This is a genomic window from Brachyspira pilosicoli P43/6/78, assembly GCF_000325665.1.
Taxonomy (GTDB): Bacteria; Spirochaetota; Brachyspiria; order Brachyspirales; family Brachyspiraceae; genus Brachyspira; species Brachyspira pilosicoli.
The window spans coordinates 221,366-239,172 of sequence record NC_019908.1 but is presented as its reverse complement, the minus strand read 5'-3'; the positions used below and the strand labels follow the sequence as shown (position 1 = coordinate 239,172).

Annotated in this window: 17 protein-coding genes; 6 read left to right on the top strand and 11 right to left on the bottom strand. The window is 28.9% G+C overall.

What is annotated here, in order from left to right; genetic code table 11:
• Positions 1-197 precede the first annotated feature (197 nt).
• Complete coding sequence (locus BPP43_RS01085) at positions 198-1,004, bottom strand: vitamin B12 dependent-methionine synthase activation domain-containing protein (RefSeq protein ID WP_014935741.1); 807 nt, start codon at positions 1,002-1,004, stop codon at positions 198-200.
• 297 nt (positions 1,005-1,301) lie between these two features.
• On the bottom strand, positions 1,302-3,929 hold the full coding sequence (locus BPP43_RS01080; RefSeq protein ID WP_015273904.1) for a homocysteine S-methyltransferase family protein: 2,628 nt from the start codon (positions 3,927-3,929) through the stop codon (positions 1,302-1,304).
• 142 nt (positions 3,930-4,071) lie between these two features.
• Between BPP43_RS01080 and BPP43_RS01075 the strand changes: the two genes are divergently transcribed.
• From BPP43_RS01075 to BPP43_RS01055, 6 genes are all read left to right on the top strand, one after another.
• On the top strand, positions 4,072-4,602 hold the full coding sequence (locus tag BPP43_RS01075) for a hypothetical protein (protein ID WP_015273903.1): 531 nt from the start codon (positions 4,072-4,074) through the stop codon (positions 4,600-4,602).
• 25 nt (positions 4,603-4,627) lie between these two features.
• On the top strand, positions 4,628-6,184 hold the full coding sequence (locus tag BPP43_RS01070; protein WP_013243342.1) for an NTP transferase domain-containing protein: 1,557 nt from the start codon (positions 4,628-4,630) through the stop codon (positions 6,182-6,184).
• Positions 6,153-6,881 carry a hypothetical protein gene (locus tag BPP43_RS11800; protein WP_252832347.1) on the top strand — a complete coding sequence of 243 codons (729 nt, stop codon included), beginning with the start codon at positions 6,153-6,155 and terminating at the stop codon, positions 6,879-6,881. The genes BPP43_RS01070 and BPP43_RS11800 overlap by 32 nt, the downstream gene beginning before the upstream one ends.
• Positions 6,838-7,287, top strand: a complete 450-nt coding sequence (locus tag BPP43_RS11795; protein ID WP_252832346.1) for a hypothetical protein — start codon at positions 6,838-6,840, stop codon at positions 7,285-7,287. Before BPP43_RS11800 ends, BPP43_RS11795 begins: the two co-directional genes overlap by 44 nt.
• Positions 7,288-7,350: 63 nt before the next feature.
• Positions 7,351-8,229 carry a DUF2225 domain-containing protein gene (locus tag BPP43_RS01060; protein WP_013243344.1) on the top strand — a complete coding sequence of 293 codons (879 nt, stop codon included), beginning with the start codon at positions 7,351-7,353 and terminating at the stop codon, positions 8,227-8,229.
• Positions 8,230-8,238: 9 nt separating this feature from the next.
• Positions 8,239-9,309, top strand: coding sequence for an LptF/LptG family permease (locus BPP43_RS01055; protein WP_013243345.1), 1,071 nt, complete (start codon positions 8,239-8,241; stop codon positions 9,307-9,309).
• 6 nt (positions 9,310-9,315) lie between these two features.
• Here BPP43_RS01055 and BPP43_RS01050 read toward each other — a convergent pair whose 3' ends face one another.
• The 9 genes from BPP43_RS01050 to rny form a co-directional block, all read right to left on the bottom strand.
• Positions 9,316-9,747, bottom strand: coding sequence for a GNAT family N-acetyltransferase (locus tag BPP43_RS01050; RefSeq protein WP_015273902.1), 432 nt, complete (start codon positions 9,745-9,747; stop codon positions 9,316-9,318).
• A 15-nt stretch (positions 9,748-9,762) separates the two neighbouring features.
• The gene (locus tag BPP43_RS01045; RefSeq protein ID WP_014935735.1) at positions 9,763-11,499 is read right to left on the bottom strand and encodes a proline--tRNA ligase; all 1,737 of its coding nucleotides are present in this window, start codon (positions 11,497-11,499) and stop codon (positions 9,763-9,765) included.
• A 278-nt stretch (positions 11,500-11,777) separates the two neighbouring features.
• Complete coding sequence (hflX, locus tag BPP43_RS01040) at positions 11,778-12,878, bottom strand: GTPase HflX (RefSeq protein WP_014935734.1); 1,101 nt, start codon at positions 12,876-12,878, stop codon at positions 11,778-11,780.
• Between the two features lie 11 nt (positions 12,879-12,889).
• Positions 12,890-13,453 (bottom strand): bis(5'-nucleosyl)-tetraphosphatase (symmetrical) YqeK, encoded by a 564-nt coding sequence (gene yqeK / locus BPP43_RS01035; protein WP_015273901.1) that lies wholly within the window; start codon positions 13,451-13,453, stop codon positions 12,890-12,892.
• Positions 13,454-13,492: 39 nt separating this feature from the next.
• A complete protein-coding gene (locus tag BPP43_RS01030) occupies positions 13,493-14,170 on the bottom strand; it encodes a hypothetical protein (protein ID WP_013243350.1) in 678 nt (225 codons plus the stop codon).
• A 197-nt stretch (positions 14,171-14,367) separates the two neighbouring features.
• A complete protein-coding gene (locus BPP43_RS01025) occupies positions 14,368-15,375 on the bottom strand; it encodes an LTA synthase family protein (protein WP_015273900.1) in 1,008 nt (335 codons plus the stop codon).
• 5 nt (positions 15,376-15,380) lie between these two features.
• Positions 15,381-15,740, bottom strand: coding sequence for a YmdB family metallophosphoesterase (locus tag BPP43_RS11790; protein ID WP_252832345.1), 360 nt, complete (start codon positions 15,738-15,740; stop codon positions 15,381-15,383).
• Entirely contained in the window at positions 15,694-16,197 is a 504-nt protein-coding gene (locus tag BPP43_RS11785; protein WP_252832344.1) for a YmdB family metallophosphoesterase, read from the bottom strand. Before BPP43_RS11785 ends, BPP43_RS11790 begins: the two co-directional genes overlap by 47 nt.
• Positions 16,198-16,214: 17 nt before the next feature.
• Positions 16,215-17,744, bottom strand: coding sequence for a ribonuclease Y (rny, locus tag BPP43_RS01015; RefSeq protein ID WP_014933394.1), 1,530 nt, complete (start codon positions 17,742-17,744; stop codon positions 16,215-16,217).
• Between the last annotated feature and the right edge of the window lie 63 nt (positions 17,745-17,807).

Below are 17,807 nucleotides of genomic sequence, written 5' to 3'. Positions count from 1 at the left end.
CCCGAACAATAATATGAAAAAAAATTATAATAAAATAATACTATATGTCAATATTTATAGTGATTATTTTCTATAAATATTGATTAATTTATTTGATAAAAAATATTTACATATAATAAAACTTATAAAAAGAGGCACTATTATAGTACTAAATTATGCATCTAAAAAACATGCAGCTAATAAAAGAGTATAAAATTTTAATTAGCAAAATAATAAGCGTCTTCGCAAAATGATACTATCGCACAAGTGCTAAGTTCAGGCTCCATCATATAACTTTCTGTAAGTATTACATTAAACTCTTCAGGCTTTAATTTATCAAATATTATCTTGTTGCCGTACATATTACTAAGAGCCTTATAACCAAAAGAATATCTGCATCCTACATGCTTTCTTTTTCCGTTGTTTTTTAAGTTAAGTAAATTATCCATATGGCTTTGAAGTATATCAACGTAATTCTCTATAATATGTATGCCTATTGCATTATAAAAATAATATTCTTTATAATCATTATTATCATATAAGCTTTTTAAGAATTTATGATACTTCTCTCCAAGGCTTACAAGTGTAAAACCAATAGTATCTTCATCTTTGTCAAAAAAATCAACTATAGAATTGTAAGGCTCATTTTCCATACGCTCTAAAGGTAGCTCTATTTTTTCATTTTTTAATTTATTAGTTTCAACATCATATATATAAAGCTTATCATTCTCTGTAACAGTTTTATAAAATCCATAAATCATTACAGGCTCAAGCAAATTATTTTCTATAATATTTTTTTTCATCTCCTCATATTTTGGCTCTACTTTTGTTTTAATCATTTCATTATATTTTTCCATATCCTGATTTTTTGCAGAATATCCAAATCCAACCCTAAAAAGCCTAATTTTATTAATCATATCAAAGGCTTCTTTTTCTATTTGCTTATTAAACTCAAAAACTTTTCTTCCATAGAAAGGAGGTTTATTTATATGATGTTCATGATTTTTGTGATTTATTTCCGGCATATTAGTCCTCATTATTGCTATGTTCGCCTTCGCATATAATAAGCTAGTGAGTAAACTCACTAGCTAGCTTCGGCTCACTTTTTTATTTATTGCTATGTTCGCCTTCGCATATAATAAGCTAGTGAGTAAACTCACTAGCTAGCTTCGGCTCACTTTTTTATTTATTGCTATGTTCGCCTTCGCATATAATAAGCTAGTGAATAAACTCACTAGCTAGCTTCGGCTCACTTTTTTATTTATTGCTAATAAGCTAATAGTAAACTTATTAGTTAGCTTAGGCTTAGCTTTCTTAAATTATTATTTTTCTTTATCTCTGTCTGCTATTATCTCTTTTATGGCAACAATATCATCAAAACCGTCTTTACAATAAAATATTTTCCCACTGTCTCCATAAACTTTTTTGCAAGTGTTTTCAACAAAGTCTTTAGTTAAAGCAGCACCGCCTAAAAGTATAGGTATTTTTAAGCCCTTATCTCTAATATACGCTAAATTATCTTTCATCACTTCAGTAGATTTTACCAAAAGCCCAGACATTCCTATACAATCAGCATTATGCTCATGATACGCCTCTATAAATTTCTCTATAGGAACTTTTGTACCGAGATTAACAGTTTCAAAACCATTATTTTTTATTATTATCTCTACTAAATTTTTACCCACATCATGCACATCTCCCGCAACAGTACCAAGTATTATTTTAGCAGTTTTCTCCTGTTTCTTTTTCTCTAAAAACTCAGAAAGAAAATCAACACTCTTTTTCATTACCTCCGCAGAACCCAAAACAAAAGGAAGCTGTATACTGCCCTCACCAAACTTAACTCCAATATCTGCCATAGTAGGAAGAAGTATCTCATCAATTATAGCCTGTGCAAACTTTTTCTCTCCTCCAAACTCTTCGCTATTTTCTTTAACTTCATTAAGTAAGTTTTGCATATCTTTCCACTCGCCGTCAAGCATAGCATCTCTTATAGCTTCCCTTATAGGTTTTTTTATTTTTTCTTCATTGGTTACATTGGTTAATTCTTTCTTTTCTTTTTTGTCAGAGAAATAATTTATATAATTTATAAGAGGCTCTTTAGTTTTGTTTTTGTTATATATTAATTCTCTTGCTAATTCTATTTCTTTCTCCCCTATTTTTGAAATAGGAAGAATTTGAGCCACATTAACAATAGCAGCACTAAGCCCATGATTAATAGCCTCATACAAAAATACAGAGTTCATAACCTTTCTTGCCTCTTCTTTAAGTCCAAAAGAAATATTTGACACCCCCAAACTTATAGAGCTTTCAGGATATCTTTTTGATAATTCTTTTATAGCATTCAAAGTTTCAACACCAGCTAAAAAACTATTTTCATCACCGCTTGCAAGTGTAAATGTTAAAGGGTCAAATATAATATCATGCGGAAGTATTTTATGCACATTAACAGCCCTATCATACATACGTTCGCACATTCTTAATTTATCCTCACAAGTTAATGCCATAGCTTTTTCATCTATAGTAAGAAGCATAATAGAAGCTCCATATCTTTTTGCAAGTGAACATATAGCATCAAACTTCTCTTCCCCCTGCTCCATATTGGCAGAGTTTATTATTGGTTTTCCTCCATATACTTTTAAAGCTGCTTCTATAACATCAGGCTTTATCGCATCAATAACCAAAGGTAAAGAAATTTGTTTAACATAAGCAGAAATAATTTTTGTAATATCTTCTATTTCATTACGCCCAGCCCAAGCAGCATTAACATCTATAGCATGACTTCCAGACTTAACTTGCTTTATACCAACATCAAGCATTCCGTCCATATCTCCTGCTATCATAAGCTCTCTAAATATTTTACTTCCTGTGGCATTGCTTCTCTCACCTATCATTAAAGGTGCTGGCTCTTGCTTAATGCTTACAGAATTAAATAAACTAGCTATATAAGCCCTTTGCTTTTCTAATGCTGTTTTTTTAGGTTTTACTCCTTTAACTTTTTTTGCTAATGCCTCTATATGTTTAGGAGTAGTTCCGCAGCAGCCTCCTATAAATGCAAGTCCGCTTAAATTAAAAAACTCGCTGTTAATCTCAGCAAACTCTTCAGGTGTCATGCTATAATAAGCTTTTCCATCTCTGTTTTCCGGAAGCCCTGCATTACTATGTATTGATATTGGTAAACAAGATATTTCAGAAAGTTTTTTTATGTGCTGCATTGCCATGTCAGGCCCTGTACCGCAGTTCATACCTATAGAAAATATATCCAAATTTGAAAGTATTGTGTATGCTGTCTCTATATCTGTACCCAAAAGCATAGTGCCTTCTTTTTCTATTGTTACAGAAACCATTATTGGAATATCTTTATTTAATTTTTTAGCCGTATCATTAACTGCTAATATTGCTGCTTTTAATTGCAAAACATCTTGTGCCGTTTCAAGAAGTATTATATCAACTCCGCCTTCTATTAAACCTTTTGCAGCTAAAGTATAACCGCTATACATCTCATCAAAACCAATCTGCCCCAAACTAGGTAATTTTACTCCAGGACCTAAACTACCTGCTATAAAAATATCTCTATCCAAATCGCCTTTAGAATTAGGATTTTTTAAATATTCATCTCTAGCCTCATTTGCTATAACTGCCGCTTGTTTTGCTAGTTCATAAGCCTTATCAGCAATATCATATTCGCTTAAAACCCAAGGTATAGCCCCAAAACTATTAGTCTTTGTTATATTGGCATTAGCATTCAAATAATCTATATGTATCTCTTTCATTATATGAGGAGCTGTTATATTCAATATCTCATTACAGCCTTCTATATTATTGCCGTTGAAAGTCCAATATTCTTTTTTTATTTCTTTCTTTTGAAGTTCTGTACCTGTGGCACCGTCTATTATTAAATATTGTTCTCTTATTAACTCTTTTAATCTATCCTTAACACTATTAAACATATATAAAAAACTCCAATATTATTGTTAGTAGCATTTTAATATAAAAGCCTAAATAAGCAAGTATATAGAATATAAATAATATCTTCTTATATTACAAATTATACTTGAACTTTAATATTATTGATATATAATTATTACTCATATGAGTATAGATGATAAAACTAAAAGTGCCTTAATTAGAAAAGGTAATGAACTTTTTAATGAAAGAAAAATAGAAGAAGCATATAGATGTTATCTTACAGCTTCATATTTTGGCGGAATAGAAAAAATTGCTGACTATTATAACTTTGAAAGTAAAAATTTTATAAAAGCCATGCAATTATATAAGTTTATACTCAAAGAAGATTCAAACCTCGGCGGAAATATAAGAGCTAAACAAAAATTAGATACACTATCGCAATCTATAGCAAAAGTATTGCAGAAATGGTTAAACGATGATGAAACATTTACTAATTCTAAAACAAATAAATTATCCTTAGATTCAAAAAATACATATCTTCCTAATAATTATAAAAGAAACAGCTTAGAAGATATTTTAAATGCAAAAGAAAAGCTCGATGAAGAAAAATTGGACAAAAATAAACTAAATAAAGATAATAAAATAAATAATAATGATAACAAAATTATAAAAAAACCTGTATTTGAACAAATCTATAAAAATAAAAATAAATAAAGTAAAAAAAATTAGGAGCTAGTTTATGACAAAAAGAGAAGAAGCGAATAATATAAAGAATGTAGAAGAAAGCTTAGAGCAATTATCATCTAAATTCTCTAAAAATGATAGTTTGGTAATAATATTGGCAGCAGGACATGGTAAAAGGATAAGAAGTTCAACATCAAAAATGCTTCATACTATTTGGGGAGTACCTAGTATAGAGAGAGTAAGGCTTGCTGTAAAAAATGGTATAAATAAAAGTAATATTACTATAGTTGTTGGAATAAAGGCTTTAGAAGTAGCTAATGCTGTAGGAAAGCAGGCTAATACTAATTTTGCTTATCAAGAAAAACAATTAGGAACTGGACATGCTGTAAAGGTAGGTCTTGAGAAGAGCGATTTAAAAAACATTAAATATTGTTATGTTATATATGCTGATATGGGGCTAATAGACTCTAACACTATGAAAGAGTTTCATGATGAGTTTATGAAAGCTAAAACAGACATGATATTAATGACAGCTATGTATGACGGACCTAAAGGCGGCAACTATTATGGAAGAGTATTAAGAACTAGAGGATTAACTAAAGACCATAAAAAAAGCCAATACAGAGAAGGAAGTAAGGGTCAGGTAATGGGAGTTATAGAATATAAAGACATACTTGCTCTTAAAGATGATGAAGATTTAGTAAAGGCTTATAAAGATGAAAAATTTGAGTACGGAAAAGATGAGCTTTTAGACAATATGCATGAATATGTTGCTGGTATATACGGTTTTAAAATTGACCCTCTTTTAAATTTAATAAAAGAATTAAAAGCAAATAATGCTCAAAATGAACTTTATTTAACAGACTTAATAGAGATGTTTGTTAATAATAATCTATCAATATCTACATATATGCCAAAAGATAATAGAGTTGTTTTAGGCTTTAATGATAAAACTGTACTTAAAGAAATGGAGTCTATTGCTAGAAATAATGTTTACAATAAATTAAAAAACATTATTACAATATATGACGGAGAAGACTTCTTCATTGATGACAGTGTAGTTGAGCAGATATTAGAAATTGATAAAGATGAAAAGCCTCTTGATATATATATAGGAAAAGGTGCTTATGTAGGTAAGGGCGTAAAAATCAACTATGGAGTTTATATAGACCATGGTGCAAGACTTGAAGGTAATATTGAACTTGGAGAGCATACTTATATAGGAGATAATGCATTAGTATCTTGCTTAGATAATCAAAAAATGGTGCTTTCTAACAATGTACAAATATATGCCGGAAACCAAATAAGAGGAAATGTATATATAGGAGAAAATACTACATTAGAGAGAGGTGTTAATGTTACAGGAAGCGATAAACACCCGCTTAGCATAGGTAAAAATGTACTTATTAAAGGAGTAAGCTACATATACGGCTCTATTGTAGATGATAATGCTTATATAGAACATTGTATATTCTACTATTCTCATATAAAAGCTGTTCTTGATGAAAATGGAAAAGTTATTAAGTGCAGATTTATAAGACCAAAAGAAGAAGGTATAGAATCTGTTATAAAATTAAAAGATGAAAAAATTAAAAAAACTAAAAAGAAATAAAATCTTTTTAATATTAATCGCTATTAGTATTTTCTACTCAAATATAAATGCTCAGTATGAAAGAGATATTAATAAAGATGCTCCGCCATTATCAAAACATTATTACAGAATAAGCAGTTTTGAGTCTATTTCAACTTGGTCGGTTGCATCTTTAAATAGCGAACCTTATATTAGTGAATTATTAATAGACCCAAATAATAATCTGCATATAGCTTACTATGATGATAAAATAAATGCCCCTGTTTATGTGTTTGGCAAAAATGGAAATTTCAAAAGAGAAATATTGGATAAAAATAGAGAATTAGGAAGCTTAATCAGCATAGCAAGCAATTCTGATAATATGCATATATCATATTTGAAAAATAATAAAATATGGTATGCAAATAATAATTCTGGTACATTTAATAATTATGCTATGGATTTAAGAAACAACAGAAAAATTATAGATTTAAAACTAGTAGTTTCTACATTTAATTCTCCTATATTGTTTTTTATAGACAGTAAAGGCATATTATCTGTATCTAGATTTTATAGAGATAATTTCTTTTCAGATTTAGTATATACAAATAAAATAATAGAAAAAGTATATCCTGTAGCAGAAAATGACGGATATGCTGTATATATGAAAGAATATTCTACAGGAAACTTATTTTATGCCTCAAGAAAAACAAATACAGCTTTTACTTTTTTTGGATAGTAACCCAATATTAAACAATGTAAATCAATATACTGTAGAACATGAAGCACATAATAGATTCAATATCATATACAATACTAAAGATAATACAAAAGAAATAAGGTATAAAAAGTTCTATGACGGCAATTTTATAGATGGTATAGTAGCAACAGAAGACCAAAATATTATATCATTCGATTCTACTTTAGATTATGCATCACAGCCTGTGGTATTGTATACAAAAGAAGATGGAAATAAATACATATACATAGATGGTCAAACTATAGATTTATCAATACTTGGTAAAAGTGCGGGTGAAGTGAGAATTAATGCAGCAAGATACCCAGAGTTTTACATAGCATATTATAATACTCTATTTAAAGAACTTAGAATAAGTAAACTCAATATAAGTGATATTGAAAAATAAAAATAAACCGATAATTAATTTAACATTTGTATCGTTTATAAAGTTATATAAATAGGATTTTTTATGGCTGAAGAATTAAAAATATCATACTTTGAAAAAAACCCAAGAACTTGCCCTGTATGTAACAAAGAGTTCTATCATGAAATGCTTCTTACTGGAGGGGGAAGATTAATTGCTGGTAATTTAAGAGATGATTTAAGAAGAACTTATGAGAAAAGCAAAAAATATGGAGCAGTATACCCTCTTATATATGTTGTAGCTGTTTGTCCGCATTGTTTATATGCTGCTTTTCAAGAAGATTTTAACATGGTTGATAGTCATAAAATTAAAGAAGCTTTTGATAGTTATGAACAAAGGTCTAAATATATGCATGAGTTTTTTGGACCTGATATAGATTTTAAGAAAAATAGGAATTTAATTTCGGGAGCTGCTAGCTATTTTTTAGCATTAGACGGATATCGTTATCATACTAAAGATTCTGCCCCTACACTTAAAAAAGCTTTATCATCTTTAAGATTAAGCTGGACTTTAGAAGATTTGGCTAGTATTTATCCTAATGATAATTATGATAAATTAATACCATTTTTTCAGTATAAAGCTAGTGAGTTTTATACTGAGGCTATAGAGTATATGCAAAACGGTAAAGAAAGTTTTGATAAATTAAAAAGCTTTGGTCCTGATATAGATAATAATTTTGGTTATGAAGGAATGCTTTATATGGGGGCTTTACTTGGTACCGATGCTTCTAAATTTATACCAGACCCTAATGTTAAAGCTAAAACATTAGTACAGGCTAAAAGAAAAATCAGCAAAATATTTGGTTCTGGTAAAAGCAGTAAGTCAAAACCTTCTGCATTATTAGAAAAAATAAAAGAATTGCATACACGTATAAGTGAGGAATTAACTTATTTGAATGAAAACTATGGAATAAATGTGGACTAATTTAATTAAATGAAAAAACTTAACTCGTATTTATTAAAAGAATTCTTATCTATGTTTGTAGGTTCGCTAATACTATTTGTTATATTAGTTACTATAGCAGATTTAAGCAGTAAATTATCTTACTACACCGAACACCCAGAAAATATGAAATACTTTATTACATACCATGCCGCAAGAACGCCGCATAATTTATATTACTTATTTCCAATAGCATTAATGTTTTCTTCTACTTATGTTCTTGGTACTTTTGTAAAAAATAAAGAGATGTTGGCTGTACAAAATTCTGGTATAAGTTTATTTAAATTTTCTTCGCCAATATTTATTATAGTAATAGCATTATGCTTAGGACTTATTGGTTTTTGGCAATTTGTAGCAGCTCCTATGAATAAAATATCTTTTGAAGCTAATGATTTAGGACGAGGGCATAAAAAAGGAGAATACACTGGCTCATTAAATATATTTGGAGCTAATAATTATATATATTTTATAGAGAACTTTAATTTTAATGATAATTATCTTACAAATACTGTTATTGTAAAATTAAAAGAAGATGGCGCTATAGATATGAGAATATCATCACCAAGCGTGAGATGGAATGATAATGAAAAAAAATGGTATGCTGAAACAGGCATATTAGCTGAGTTTACTGATAAAAAAAATATATCTGTAAAGGAAATAACTAATTATCCGCTTGATGTGCTTGAAAGACCTGAACATTTTATGAATAGACCTGCTTTAGACTCTATGAGCTTAACTGAAGAGATGCATTGGATTAAATTAAGAAAAGAGGTAAATTTAAATACTAATACCCTTGAAACAGATTTTCACTATAGAATATCATATTGTTTCTCTGGCTTTATTATTGTTTTGCTTGCTTCATTATTTTCAAAATTTTCTACTCAAAGTGTATTGGTAGTAAGTTTAGTAATGGTTATAATGGTTGCTTTAGTATATTATTCTATACTTATGATGTTTCGTTCTATGGGAGATGGAGGAAACATGAATCCATTTATAGCTGCTTGGATGCCTAATATTATATTTGCCGGACTTTGTTTCTTGGCATTTAAGAAATTCTATTAATTTGTTTTATAGTTTTTTCTCTAAAATTAAAGCACTATATTTATTGTTATAATATTTTTTTCTAACACCTATAGATTGAAATCCATTTTTGGTATAAAACTCTTTTGCATTAATATTATTTTCATGCAAATCTAATTTTATACTATCTACATTATTGTTTTCAGCATCGTCAAATAAATATGATAATAATTTATTGCCATAGCCTTTATTGTGAGGATATGTAGCTATAAATAAAATATCTATTTCTGGAGAGAGCAAAAAATATATGATAAAGCCTACTATCTTTTCATCATCTTTTATTATAACTACTTTATGATTTTTATCTTCTATATACTCTTTTATATAATTTTTAGATAAAGTAATATATTCGCTTTTTGATGATATAAAAAAAATAGATTCTATTATATTATCATCAATACTATTTATAAGCTCTATCATACTAAAAATATTTTATTATAATTTAGAGTTTATTTCATCAAATAATTCTTTCTTTTTTGCTTTCACATATTCAACTATATCTTCAAGCTTAACTTCAACACTCTCTAAATCTCTTCTCAACTTAAACTCAACAACTCCACGCTCAAGTGATTTTTTACCTACTATTATTCTCATAGGCACACCAATCAAATCGCAGTCATTAAGTTTAACACCAAGTCTCTCTTTTCTGTCATCAAACATAGTTTCAACACCAATAGCACTTAAAGCCTTATATATCTCTTCTGCTTTTTTGAATGACTCTTCAGTTTCTTTATCAATAGCAACAACTATAGCCTCATAAGGAGCAACACTTATAGGAAATATTATACCCTTGTCATCATAATTCTGCTCTATTACAGAAGCCAAAGCCCTATTAACTCCAATACCATAACAACCCATTATAGGAGTAATTGCTTTATTGTTTTCATCTAATACAGTGAAATTAAATGCCTGAGTATATTTATCACCAAGCTTAAATATATGTCCAAGCTCTAAACCTTTTTTCTGATAAAGTTTCTCTCCGCATTCAGGACATCTATCTCCCTCTTTGGCAACTCTAAAATCACCCCATACATCTACATTAAAATCTCTGTTTATATTAACATTTTTTATATGAGTGTCGTCTTTGTTTCCGCCAATTATTGCATCAGCTACTGTTTTTATAGACTTATCTGCAAATATTCTTATCTTTTTCTTTAATCCAACAGGAGAAGCAAAACCAACTCTAGCCCCTGTAACTTCTTTTATAATATCCTCAGAAGCAAGTTCTATATCAAGTCCGCCTAAAGCATTTGAAAGTTTTGTTTCGTTTATCTCTAAATCGCCTCTAATTGCAACCAATATTACTTCATCTTCTTCTGTTTTGTATATTATGCTTTTAATAAAATTCTTTGAAGAAGTATTAAAGAATTTCTCTAAATCTTCAATAGTTTTTATATCTGGAGTATATACTTCTTCTAATGCTTTATCAGTATAAGATTTAGCCTCTTCATCTTCCATCACATTAGCCTTTTCAACATTAGCCCTATAATTACATTTTGAGCAGAAAATAATAGTCTCTTCCCCTACTTCACTTAACACCATAAACTCTTCGCTTCCTTCACCGCCCATTGCTCCGCTGTCAGCTTTTACGCTCACTGTATCAAGCCCCATTCTCTTAAATATTTTTGTATAAGCACCGCTCATATCATTATAAGTCTTGTCAAGGCACTCTTTAGTGATATGAAATGAATAAGCATCTTTCATTGTAAACTCTTTAGAGCGAATAACCCCAAATCTTGGACGAATCTCATCTCTAAATTTTGTATGTATTTGATATAATGTAACAGGCAAATCTTTATAAGACTGTATTTCATTTTGAGCTGTAATAGTGAAAGCTTCTTCATGAGTAGGACCCATTGCCATATCAACATCATTTCTATCTTTTAGTCTAAATAATTCTTTTTTAAATCTCTCCCATCTTCCAGAAGGAGTTAATAATTCTTTTGAAACAAGTATAGGCATTATGCATTCATTAGAGCCTATTGCATCCATCTCTTCTCGTATTATGTTGGATATTTTATTTAATACCCTCACACCCAAAGGCAAATAAGAATAAAGGCCATTAGATATTTTTCTTGCAAGTGCTGCTCTTATCATTAATTTATTAGAAGCTATTATAGCATCACTTGGAGCTTCTTTTAGTGTTGGCATAAATAATTTCGATAAACGCATAATATGTTTCCCTTAAAAAATTTGTATTAATGATATATTGAAAAATTTCTTTTTTTATTATTCGCGGGGACTAGCCCCCGCCCCCCAGTTCTTTTGTTGCCACAAAGAACCAAAAAGGCTATTTTTTAGCTAAAAAATATACATTATTTTATATATTTCAAACAAAACTTAATAATTTTCAATAATATTTTATATCATCAATAAATCATAATCATATTTATTAAAAATTAAAATTGATAAAATATAGTCATTTCAGTATATACTAAAAATATAAATTATCAACCGTTATTAAAAGACTCCAAAATTATTTTTAATATTTTTTCTCTCAATAAATCTATGTTTATATTGTTTTTGGCACTGATAAAAATTGCATCATCATACATTGTAAGTATTTTGTTTTTTTGATTTTCTTCCAAACTATCAACTTTATTAAATACCATTATACGCTTTATATTTGAAGCTTCTATCTCTTTTATTGTAGCTTCAACATTAATAAGTTTCTCTTCAATGTATTCATCTGTAGAATCAACCAAATGCAAAAGTAAATCTGCCTCTACCACTTCTGATAATGTAGACTTAAAAGAAGCTATTAAAGTATGCGGAAGCCTATCTATAAAACCAACAGTATCGCTAATGATAGCCTCAACAGGTGCATCATCAGATAGATAAAGTTTTCTTGTATGAGTGTCTAATGTAGCAAAAAGTTTGTCTTCTACATAAGTATCTTCTTTACATAAAAGATTAAATAAAGTGCTTTTTCCAGCATTGGTATAACCTACAATTGCTATTCTAAAAGTAGAGCCTCTTCCCTTTCTTCCAGTGCTTGCAGATTTTTCTACTTTGCTTAATTGAGTTTTAAGTTTATGTATCCTCTCTCTTGCTCTTCTTCTATCGTACTCGAGTTGTTTCTCTCCTGCTCCTCCTCTTAAACCTATTACACCTCTCACTTGGCTTAAATTGCTTCTCTTACCTTTTAATCTAGGATATTCAAACTCCAAAAATGCTAACTCTACTTGCATTCTAGCAGTAAGTGTTTTGGCACGCATTGCAAATATCTCTAATATAATCTCTGTTCTAGTTAATGCTTTTATATTAGAGCCTTCTTCTATTGAATTAACTTGAGAACCGCTAAGCTCATTATCAAAAACAAAATATTCTACATTGTCGGCTATAGCACTCTCTTTTAAAGATTCAAGTTTACCTGTGCCTATATAAGTGCCTGCCACTATTTTCTGCTGTATAAAAGAAAATCTATCAGCTACCTCATAGCCCGCAGTATCACATAGCATGGAGAGTTCTGTTAAAATATTATCTATATTGATTTTTTTAGTTCTATATTCTTTTGAATCTGCTACAAATATTATATACGCTCTTTTCATAAATACCTTTATTATTTAATCACTAATGAATTATACAGCTCTATGGTTTTATCAGATAAATACTGTTTTTTTGAAAGTACAAAATATATTGACTCTAATACCACTTTTAAAAATGCTTCATCAAAATTAATAAAAATCTCTTCTCTTAATTTATCAGCAGTTTCCAATTTACGAGTAGGTTCAAGATAATCGGATGCATATATAATCTTTTCAAACATACTCATATTAGCATGCCCCACTGTGTGACTTTCTATAGCAGATATTATATCATCATCTTTTATATGAAACTCTTCTATTGTTATTATTGCACTTACTCTGGCATGAAGTAAAGCAGAAGTAATATGTTTAGGGTATTCTTTCTTATCATACTCTAATAAAATTTTTCTCATTTCTTCTTCTTTATATCTTTTACCTAAATCATGACATAATGCTGCAATAGATGCCTTATTAACATCAACATTATAATGCTTTGCAAGTTTTACAGATAAATCTCTCGTTGAAAGTATATGCTCTTCTCTAAATGGAAGATATTTTTTTATATAATCTAATATAGGCTTTTCATCAAAATTATTCATAATTATAAATATTATGATATATTTTAAAAATAATGTCAATTATCTGTATATAGATTTGTTATTAAATACAGGTTTATAGCGTTTTTCTTTATCTAAAAAAGATTCTTTGTATTGGTCATAAAGCACAACACTACCATCTTCATTAACATGTCCTACAGGGTCATACATATAAAAAGGCATAAAATCTTTTCCGCTAGCCATATTAGTATCAGCTGCTCCCCATTCTAAAGGCACATCAACACCAAAAGTAACCTTTTCTCTTATAGGCATGCCATATATATAAACATATTTTGAATAAGTATCAACTGCTACAAGTGAATTATCTAATGCAATTAATCCAGCACCCTTACCGCTAAATCTATAAAAATAAAAACGTTTAAGCATATTAGAATATTTACTGTTTAATTGTTTTGTATAAAGCGGATTATATCCTCTATATTGATAATACTTCATATTGTATATAGCAAATATTCCAGCCTTACTATTATCGCCTTTGTAATAATATTCATTTTTAGCAGAATCTAAACTCTCCCACTCTTTATCATCATGCTTGCTTACAAACTTAAAAGAAGGAACATTGTCTGAATTAAAAGTAGCAATCAAAAGCCAATCATTGAATTTAGAAGAACTGAAAGAATCCTCTCTCTCAATATCTCTAAAACCAAATAATGCTGTAGAATATATTAATAATATTATATAAAAAAATAGTCTTTTCATAATAATTCCAAAAATAAACACTTTTCAATATTTGTAGATATTATATAAAAAAAAGACAAAAAGTAAATAATGTCTTTTTGAAAAAACATTATAAATATTCATAAAAACAGAAATAAATATAAAAATATCAATTATTAATATACATTTTATACATTTTTTAGGACATTAATTATAATATGTCTTAATAAAACATAGAATTATTTATTATCTTCTTTATTTTGAGAGTCTAATGAAATATTGTTTGTATCTTCATTGTTTTTAGTTTCTTCATTAGTTTCAATGTTTTTAATTTCTAAAGTTTTATCATCATTTTTAATATTTTTGTTTTTTACTATGCGTCCATAAAACAAGACAAATAAAACATAATAAATAAAAGACATTAAAACAGAACTTGATGCATATGGAATTAAAGCAATTTTTGTATTGTATGCTGTGTTAAAAAAGTAATTATAAAAATAAGGCAAAACTAAATATATAATAAAAATTAAAGGAATAACAAGCAAAAGCCATATTTTATTTTTAGCAACTTTATTTGCAAAACCATAAGAAACTATTATAGTCAATATTAATATAGCAGTTAAATATGAGATTGTTTCTTTATCTAATTTAATATTCATATAATCAATTTCTAAAAAGTTTATTATAATTAAACCAGAAACAGAAGTTAAAAATATTCCAAATAAAGAAAAAAATAAAGAGAAAATTATTTTTAATAAGAATAATCTATTAGAAAAATTTTCGTTTTTATTCGGCAATAATTCAAAAGCCCATAGCAAAATAGAGAAAATTAATGTTTGTAATAAAAGTTCTGGAAGAGATATAAGATGATATTCAAGCGGGAGCTGAGTATATATTATACCTTCCAAAGATGAAGGAGCTGCCGCTGGTGTTGCTATAATGCCAATGAATACTAATATTATCCATAACTTCAAAAAACCCAATTTAGTAGCTATAATATTTCTTATAGGGTATAAAGCAATAGTAATAAATATAGCCCTTATAGGCTGTAAAAAAGGTCCTAATAATATCAAAGGAGAATCAAAACCTCTCATAAAATTATTAACAACATTATAACTATAAATAGTAGAATAATCGAAAATATTTGAAAATAATAATCCAAAAATAAAATAAGTTAATGTATGTATTAAAGCTACTTTTATATAAAAAATAAAAAAATGTCTGAAAAACAATTTAGTATTAGGCATAATATTTACTTCTCAAGTCTTTCAACTTGATCATTATTATATACTATATTAATTCTTTTAATAGAAGAAGCTTTTCCTGTTTGAGTATCTACTTGTACTATTATACCATTAATCATAGGGTTAGTAGTTTCAACTTCAAATCTATGAGGTATTTTACTAACAAATCTTGCAATAGCAGCTTCTTTTTTCATACCAATAACAGAATCATAACTTCCGCACATGCCTATATCAGATATATAAGCAGTATGAGAAGAAATTATCTTTTCATCAGCAGTTTGAACATGTGTATGAGTACCGAAAATACAGCTTACCTGTCCTTCAAGATAATAAGAAAAAGCAATTTTTTCTTGCAGTAGCTTCAGCATGAAAATCTATAAATATAACATTAGTTTTCTCTTTTAGATGTTTGATAGCAATATTAGCTTTTTTGAAAGGACAATCCAAAGGCTCTAAAAAAGTTCTGCCCATTAGGTTAAGAACACCTATTTTAAAATCATCACCGTCATATATATAATAACCAAGCCCAGGAGATTCATTAGGATAATTGTATGGACGAAGAAGTCTATTCTCATTGCCAATCAATGCAAATACATCTCTATTATTCCATACATGATTTCCTGTAGTAAGTACATCTATACCAGAATTAAACAGCTCTGAGGCAGTATCTCTAGTAATACCAACCCCATTAGCTGCATTCTCTCCATTCGCTATAACAAAATCTATATTATGTTCTAATTTAATCTCTTCTAAATGCCTTCTTACAGCATATCTTCCCGTAACACCAACAATATCGCCAAGACATAATATATTTTTAATAGCCATAAAATAAACCTTTATTATTATCTAGCAACTTCAACTGCTCTAGTTTCTCTAATAACAGTAACTCTAATAATACCCGGATATTTAAGTTCATCTTCTATTCTCTTAGCAATATCTCTTGCAATCTGCTTAGCCTTAACATCATCAACAACATCACTCTTAGTCATAACTCTAAGCTCTCTTCCAGCCTGTATAGCAAAAGATTTCTCAACACCCTCAATACTATCAGCAATCTTTTCCAAATCATCAAGTCTTTTAATATAATTTTCAAAAGATTCCATTCTAGCACCCGGACGAGCAGCACTAATAGCATCAGCTGCCTTCACTATAACAGCCTCAACAGTCTGAGTTTCCACATCATTATGATGAGCTCTTATAGCATTAACAACCTCTTCTCTCTCTCCGCATCTTTTAGCCAAATCAGCTCCGCTCATAGCATGAGAACCTTCACCCTCAATCTCTATAGCTTTTCCAACATCATGCAAAAATGCACTTCTTTTAGCCATTTCTACATTTGCACCAATTTCTGCTGCAATCATACCGGCAATATTAGCAACTTCCTTACTATGAAGAAGCATATTCTGTCCATAGCTAGTTCTATATTGAAGCCTACCCATATGTCTAATAAGCTCATGATGCATAGTAGTGAGATTTAAATCAGCAATAGCATTCTCACCTGCTGTCATAATAGAATCTTCTACTTCTCTTCTAGTTTTTTCAACAATCTCTTCTATTCTTGCAGGGTGAATACGTCCGTCTAATATAAGTTTTTCTAATGATACTTTAGCAATATGCTTTCTTACAGGGTCAAAACAAGATATAACAACAGCCTCAGGAGTATCATCTATAATAATATCAACTCCAGTAAGTGTTTCAAGCATTCTGATATTTCTTCCCTCTCTGCCTATAATTCTTCCTTTCATCTCTTCACTAGGCAAAGAAACAGAAGTAACAGAAGATTCCTGAGTTACATCGCTAGATATTCTCTGTATAGTTTGAACAATTATTTCTCTAGCCTTTTTTTCACCAGCTTCTATAGCATTTTTTTCTATATTATCTACTATCTTTGAAGCTGCTTTTTTGGCATCTTCTTCTATTTCTATCATTAGAGCATTTTTAGCCTCTTCACGAGTAAAGCCTGCTATTTTTTCAAGCTCTTTTTTTTCTTCCTCAAGAAGAGCATCTAATTTTTCTTCTTGCTCTTTAATTTTCTTTAATTTATTCTCAATATTATGTTCTTTATTTTCTAAATACTGAGTTTTTTTGTCTAAATTCGCCTCTCGTTGTAGTACTCTATTCTCTAATTTTTGAATTTCTGATCTTCTGTCTTTATTTTCATTTTCTAATCTATTACGCTCTTTTTGTAATTCTAAATTAGCCTCTGAAATGATATTTTTTCTTTCATTTTCAGCTTGCTCTTTAGCATCGCGAAGCATATTTTGTCTTATTATCTCCGCTGAATTAAGATTAATTTTAGCTATTACCCAGCGGGTTATATATCCAAAAACAAACGCAACTACAACAGAGGTGATTATTATAACTACATTCATACCTTCACCTCATTTATTTTTATACTTTATTATTCTAATATTCTATCTATACAATTATAAAAT

Excerpts from the sequence above, each read along its gene's own strand:
- BPP43_RS01055 (WP_013243345.1), top strand. The coding sequence starts at position 8,239 with ATGAAAAAACTTAACTCGTATTTATTAAAAGAATTCTTATCTATGTTT.
- BPP43_RS01085 (WP_014935741.1), bottom strand. The coding sequence starts at position 1,004 with ATGCCGGAAATAAATCACAAAAATCATGAACATCATATAAATAAACCT.
- BPP43_RS01025 (WP_015273900.1), bottom strand. The coding sequence starts at position 15,375 with ATGCCTAATACTAAATTGTTTTTCAGACATTTTTTTATTTTTTATATA.
- BPP43_RS01030 (WP_013243350.1), bottom strand. The coding sequence starts at position 14,170 with ATGAAAAGACTATTTTTTTATATAATATTATTAATATATTCTACAGCA.
- BPP43_RS11800 (WP_252832347.1), top strand. The coding sequence starts at position 6,153 with ATGAAAAAATTAAAAAAACTAAAAAGAAATAAAATCTTTTTAATATTA.
- BPP43_RS01050 (WP_015273902.1), bottom strand. The coding sequence starts at position 9,747 with ATGATAGAGCTTATAAATAGTATTGATGATAATATAATAGAATCTATT.
- BPP43_RS01080 (WP_015273904.1), bottom strand. The coding sequence starts at position 3,929 with ATGTTTAATAGTGTTAAGGATAGATTAAAAGAGTTAATAAGAGAACAA.
- hflX (WP_014935734.1), bottom strand. The coding sequence starts at position 12,878 with ATGAAAAGAGCGTATATAATATTTGTAGCAGATTCAAAAGAATATAGA.
- BPP43_RS11785 (WP_252832344.1), bottom strand. The coding sequence starts at position 16,197 with ATGGCTATTAAAAATATATTATGTCTTGGCGATATTGTTGGTGTTACG.
- BPP43_RS01060 (WP_013243344.1), top strand. The coding sequence starts at position 7,351 with ATGGCTGAAGAATTAAAAATATCATACTTTGAAAAAAACCCAAGAACT.
- BPP43_RS11790 (WP_252832345.1), bottom strand. The coding sequence starts at position 15,740 with ATGCTGAAGCTACTGCAAGAAAAAATTGCTTTTTCTTATTATCTTGAA.
- yqeK (WP_015273901.1), bottom strand. The coding sequence starts at position 13,453 with ATGAATAATTTTGATGAAAAGCCTATATTAGATTATATAAAAAAATAT.
- BPP43_RS01045 (WP_014935735.1), bottom strand. The coding sequence starts at position 11,499 with ATGCGTTTATCGAAATTATTTATGCCAACACTAAAAGAAGCTCCAAGT.
- rny (WP_014933394.1), bottom strand. The coding sequence starts at position 17,744 with ATGAATGTAGTTATAATAATCACCTCTGTTGTAGTTGCGTTTGTTTTT.
- BPP43_RS01075 (WP_015273903.1), top strand. The coding sequence starts at position 4,072 with ATGAGTATAGATGATAAAACTAAAAGTGCCTTAATTAGAAAAGGTAAT.
- BPP43_RS01070 (WP_013243342.1), top strand. The coding sequence starts at position 4,628 with ATGACAAAAAGAGAAGAAGCGAATAATATAAAGAATGTAGAAGAAAGC.
- BPP43_RS11795 (WP_252832346.1), top strand. The coding sequence starts at position 6,838 with ATGCCTCAAGAAAAACAAATACAGCTTTTACTTTTTTTGGATAGTAAC.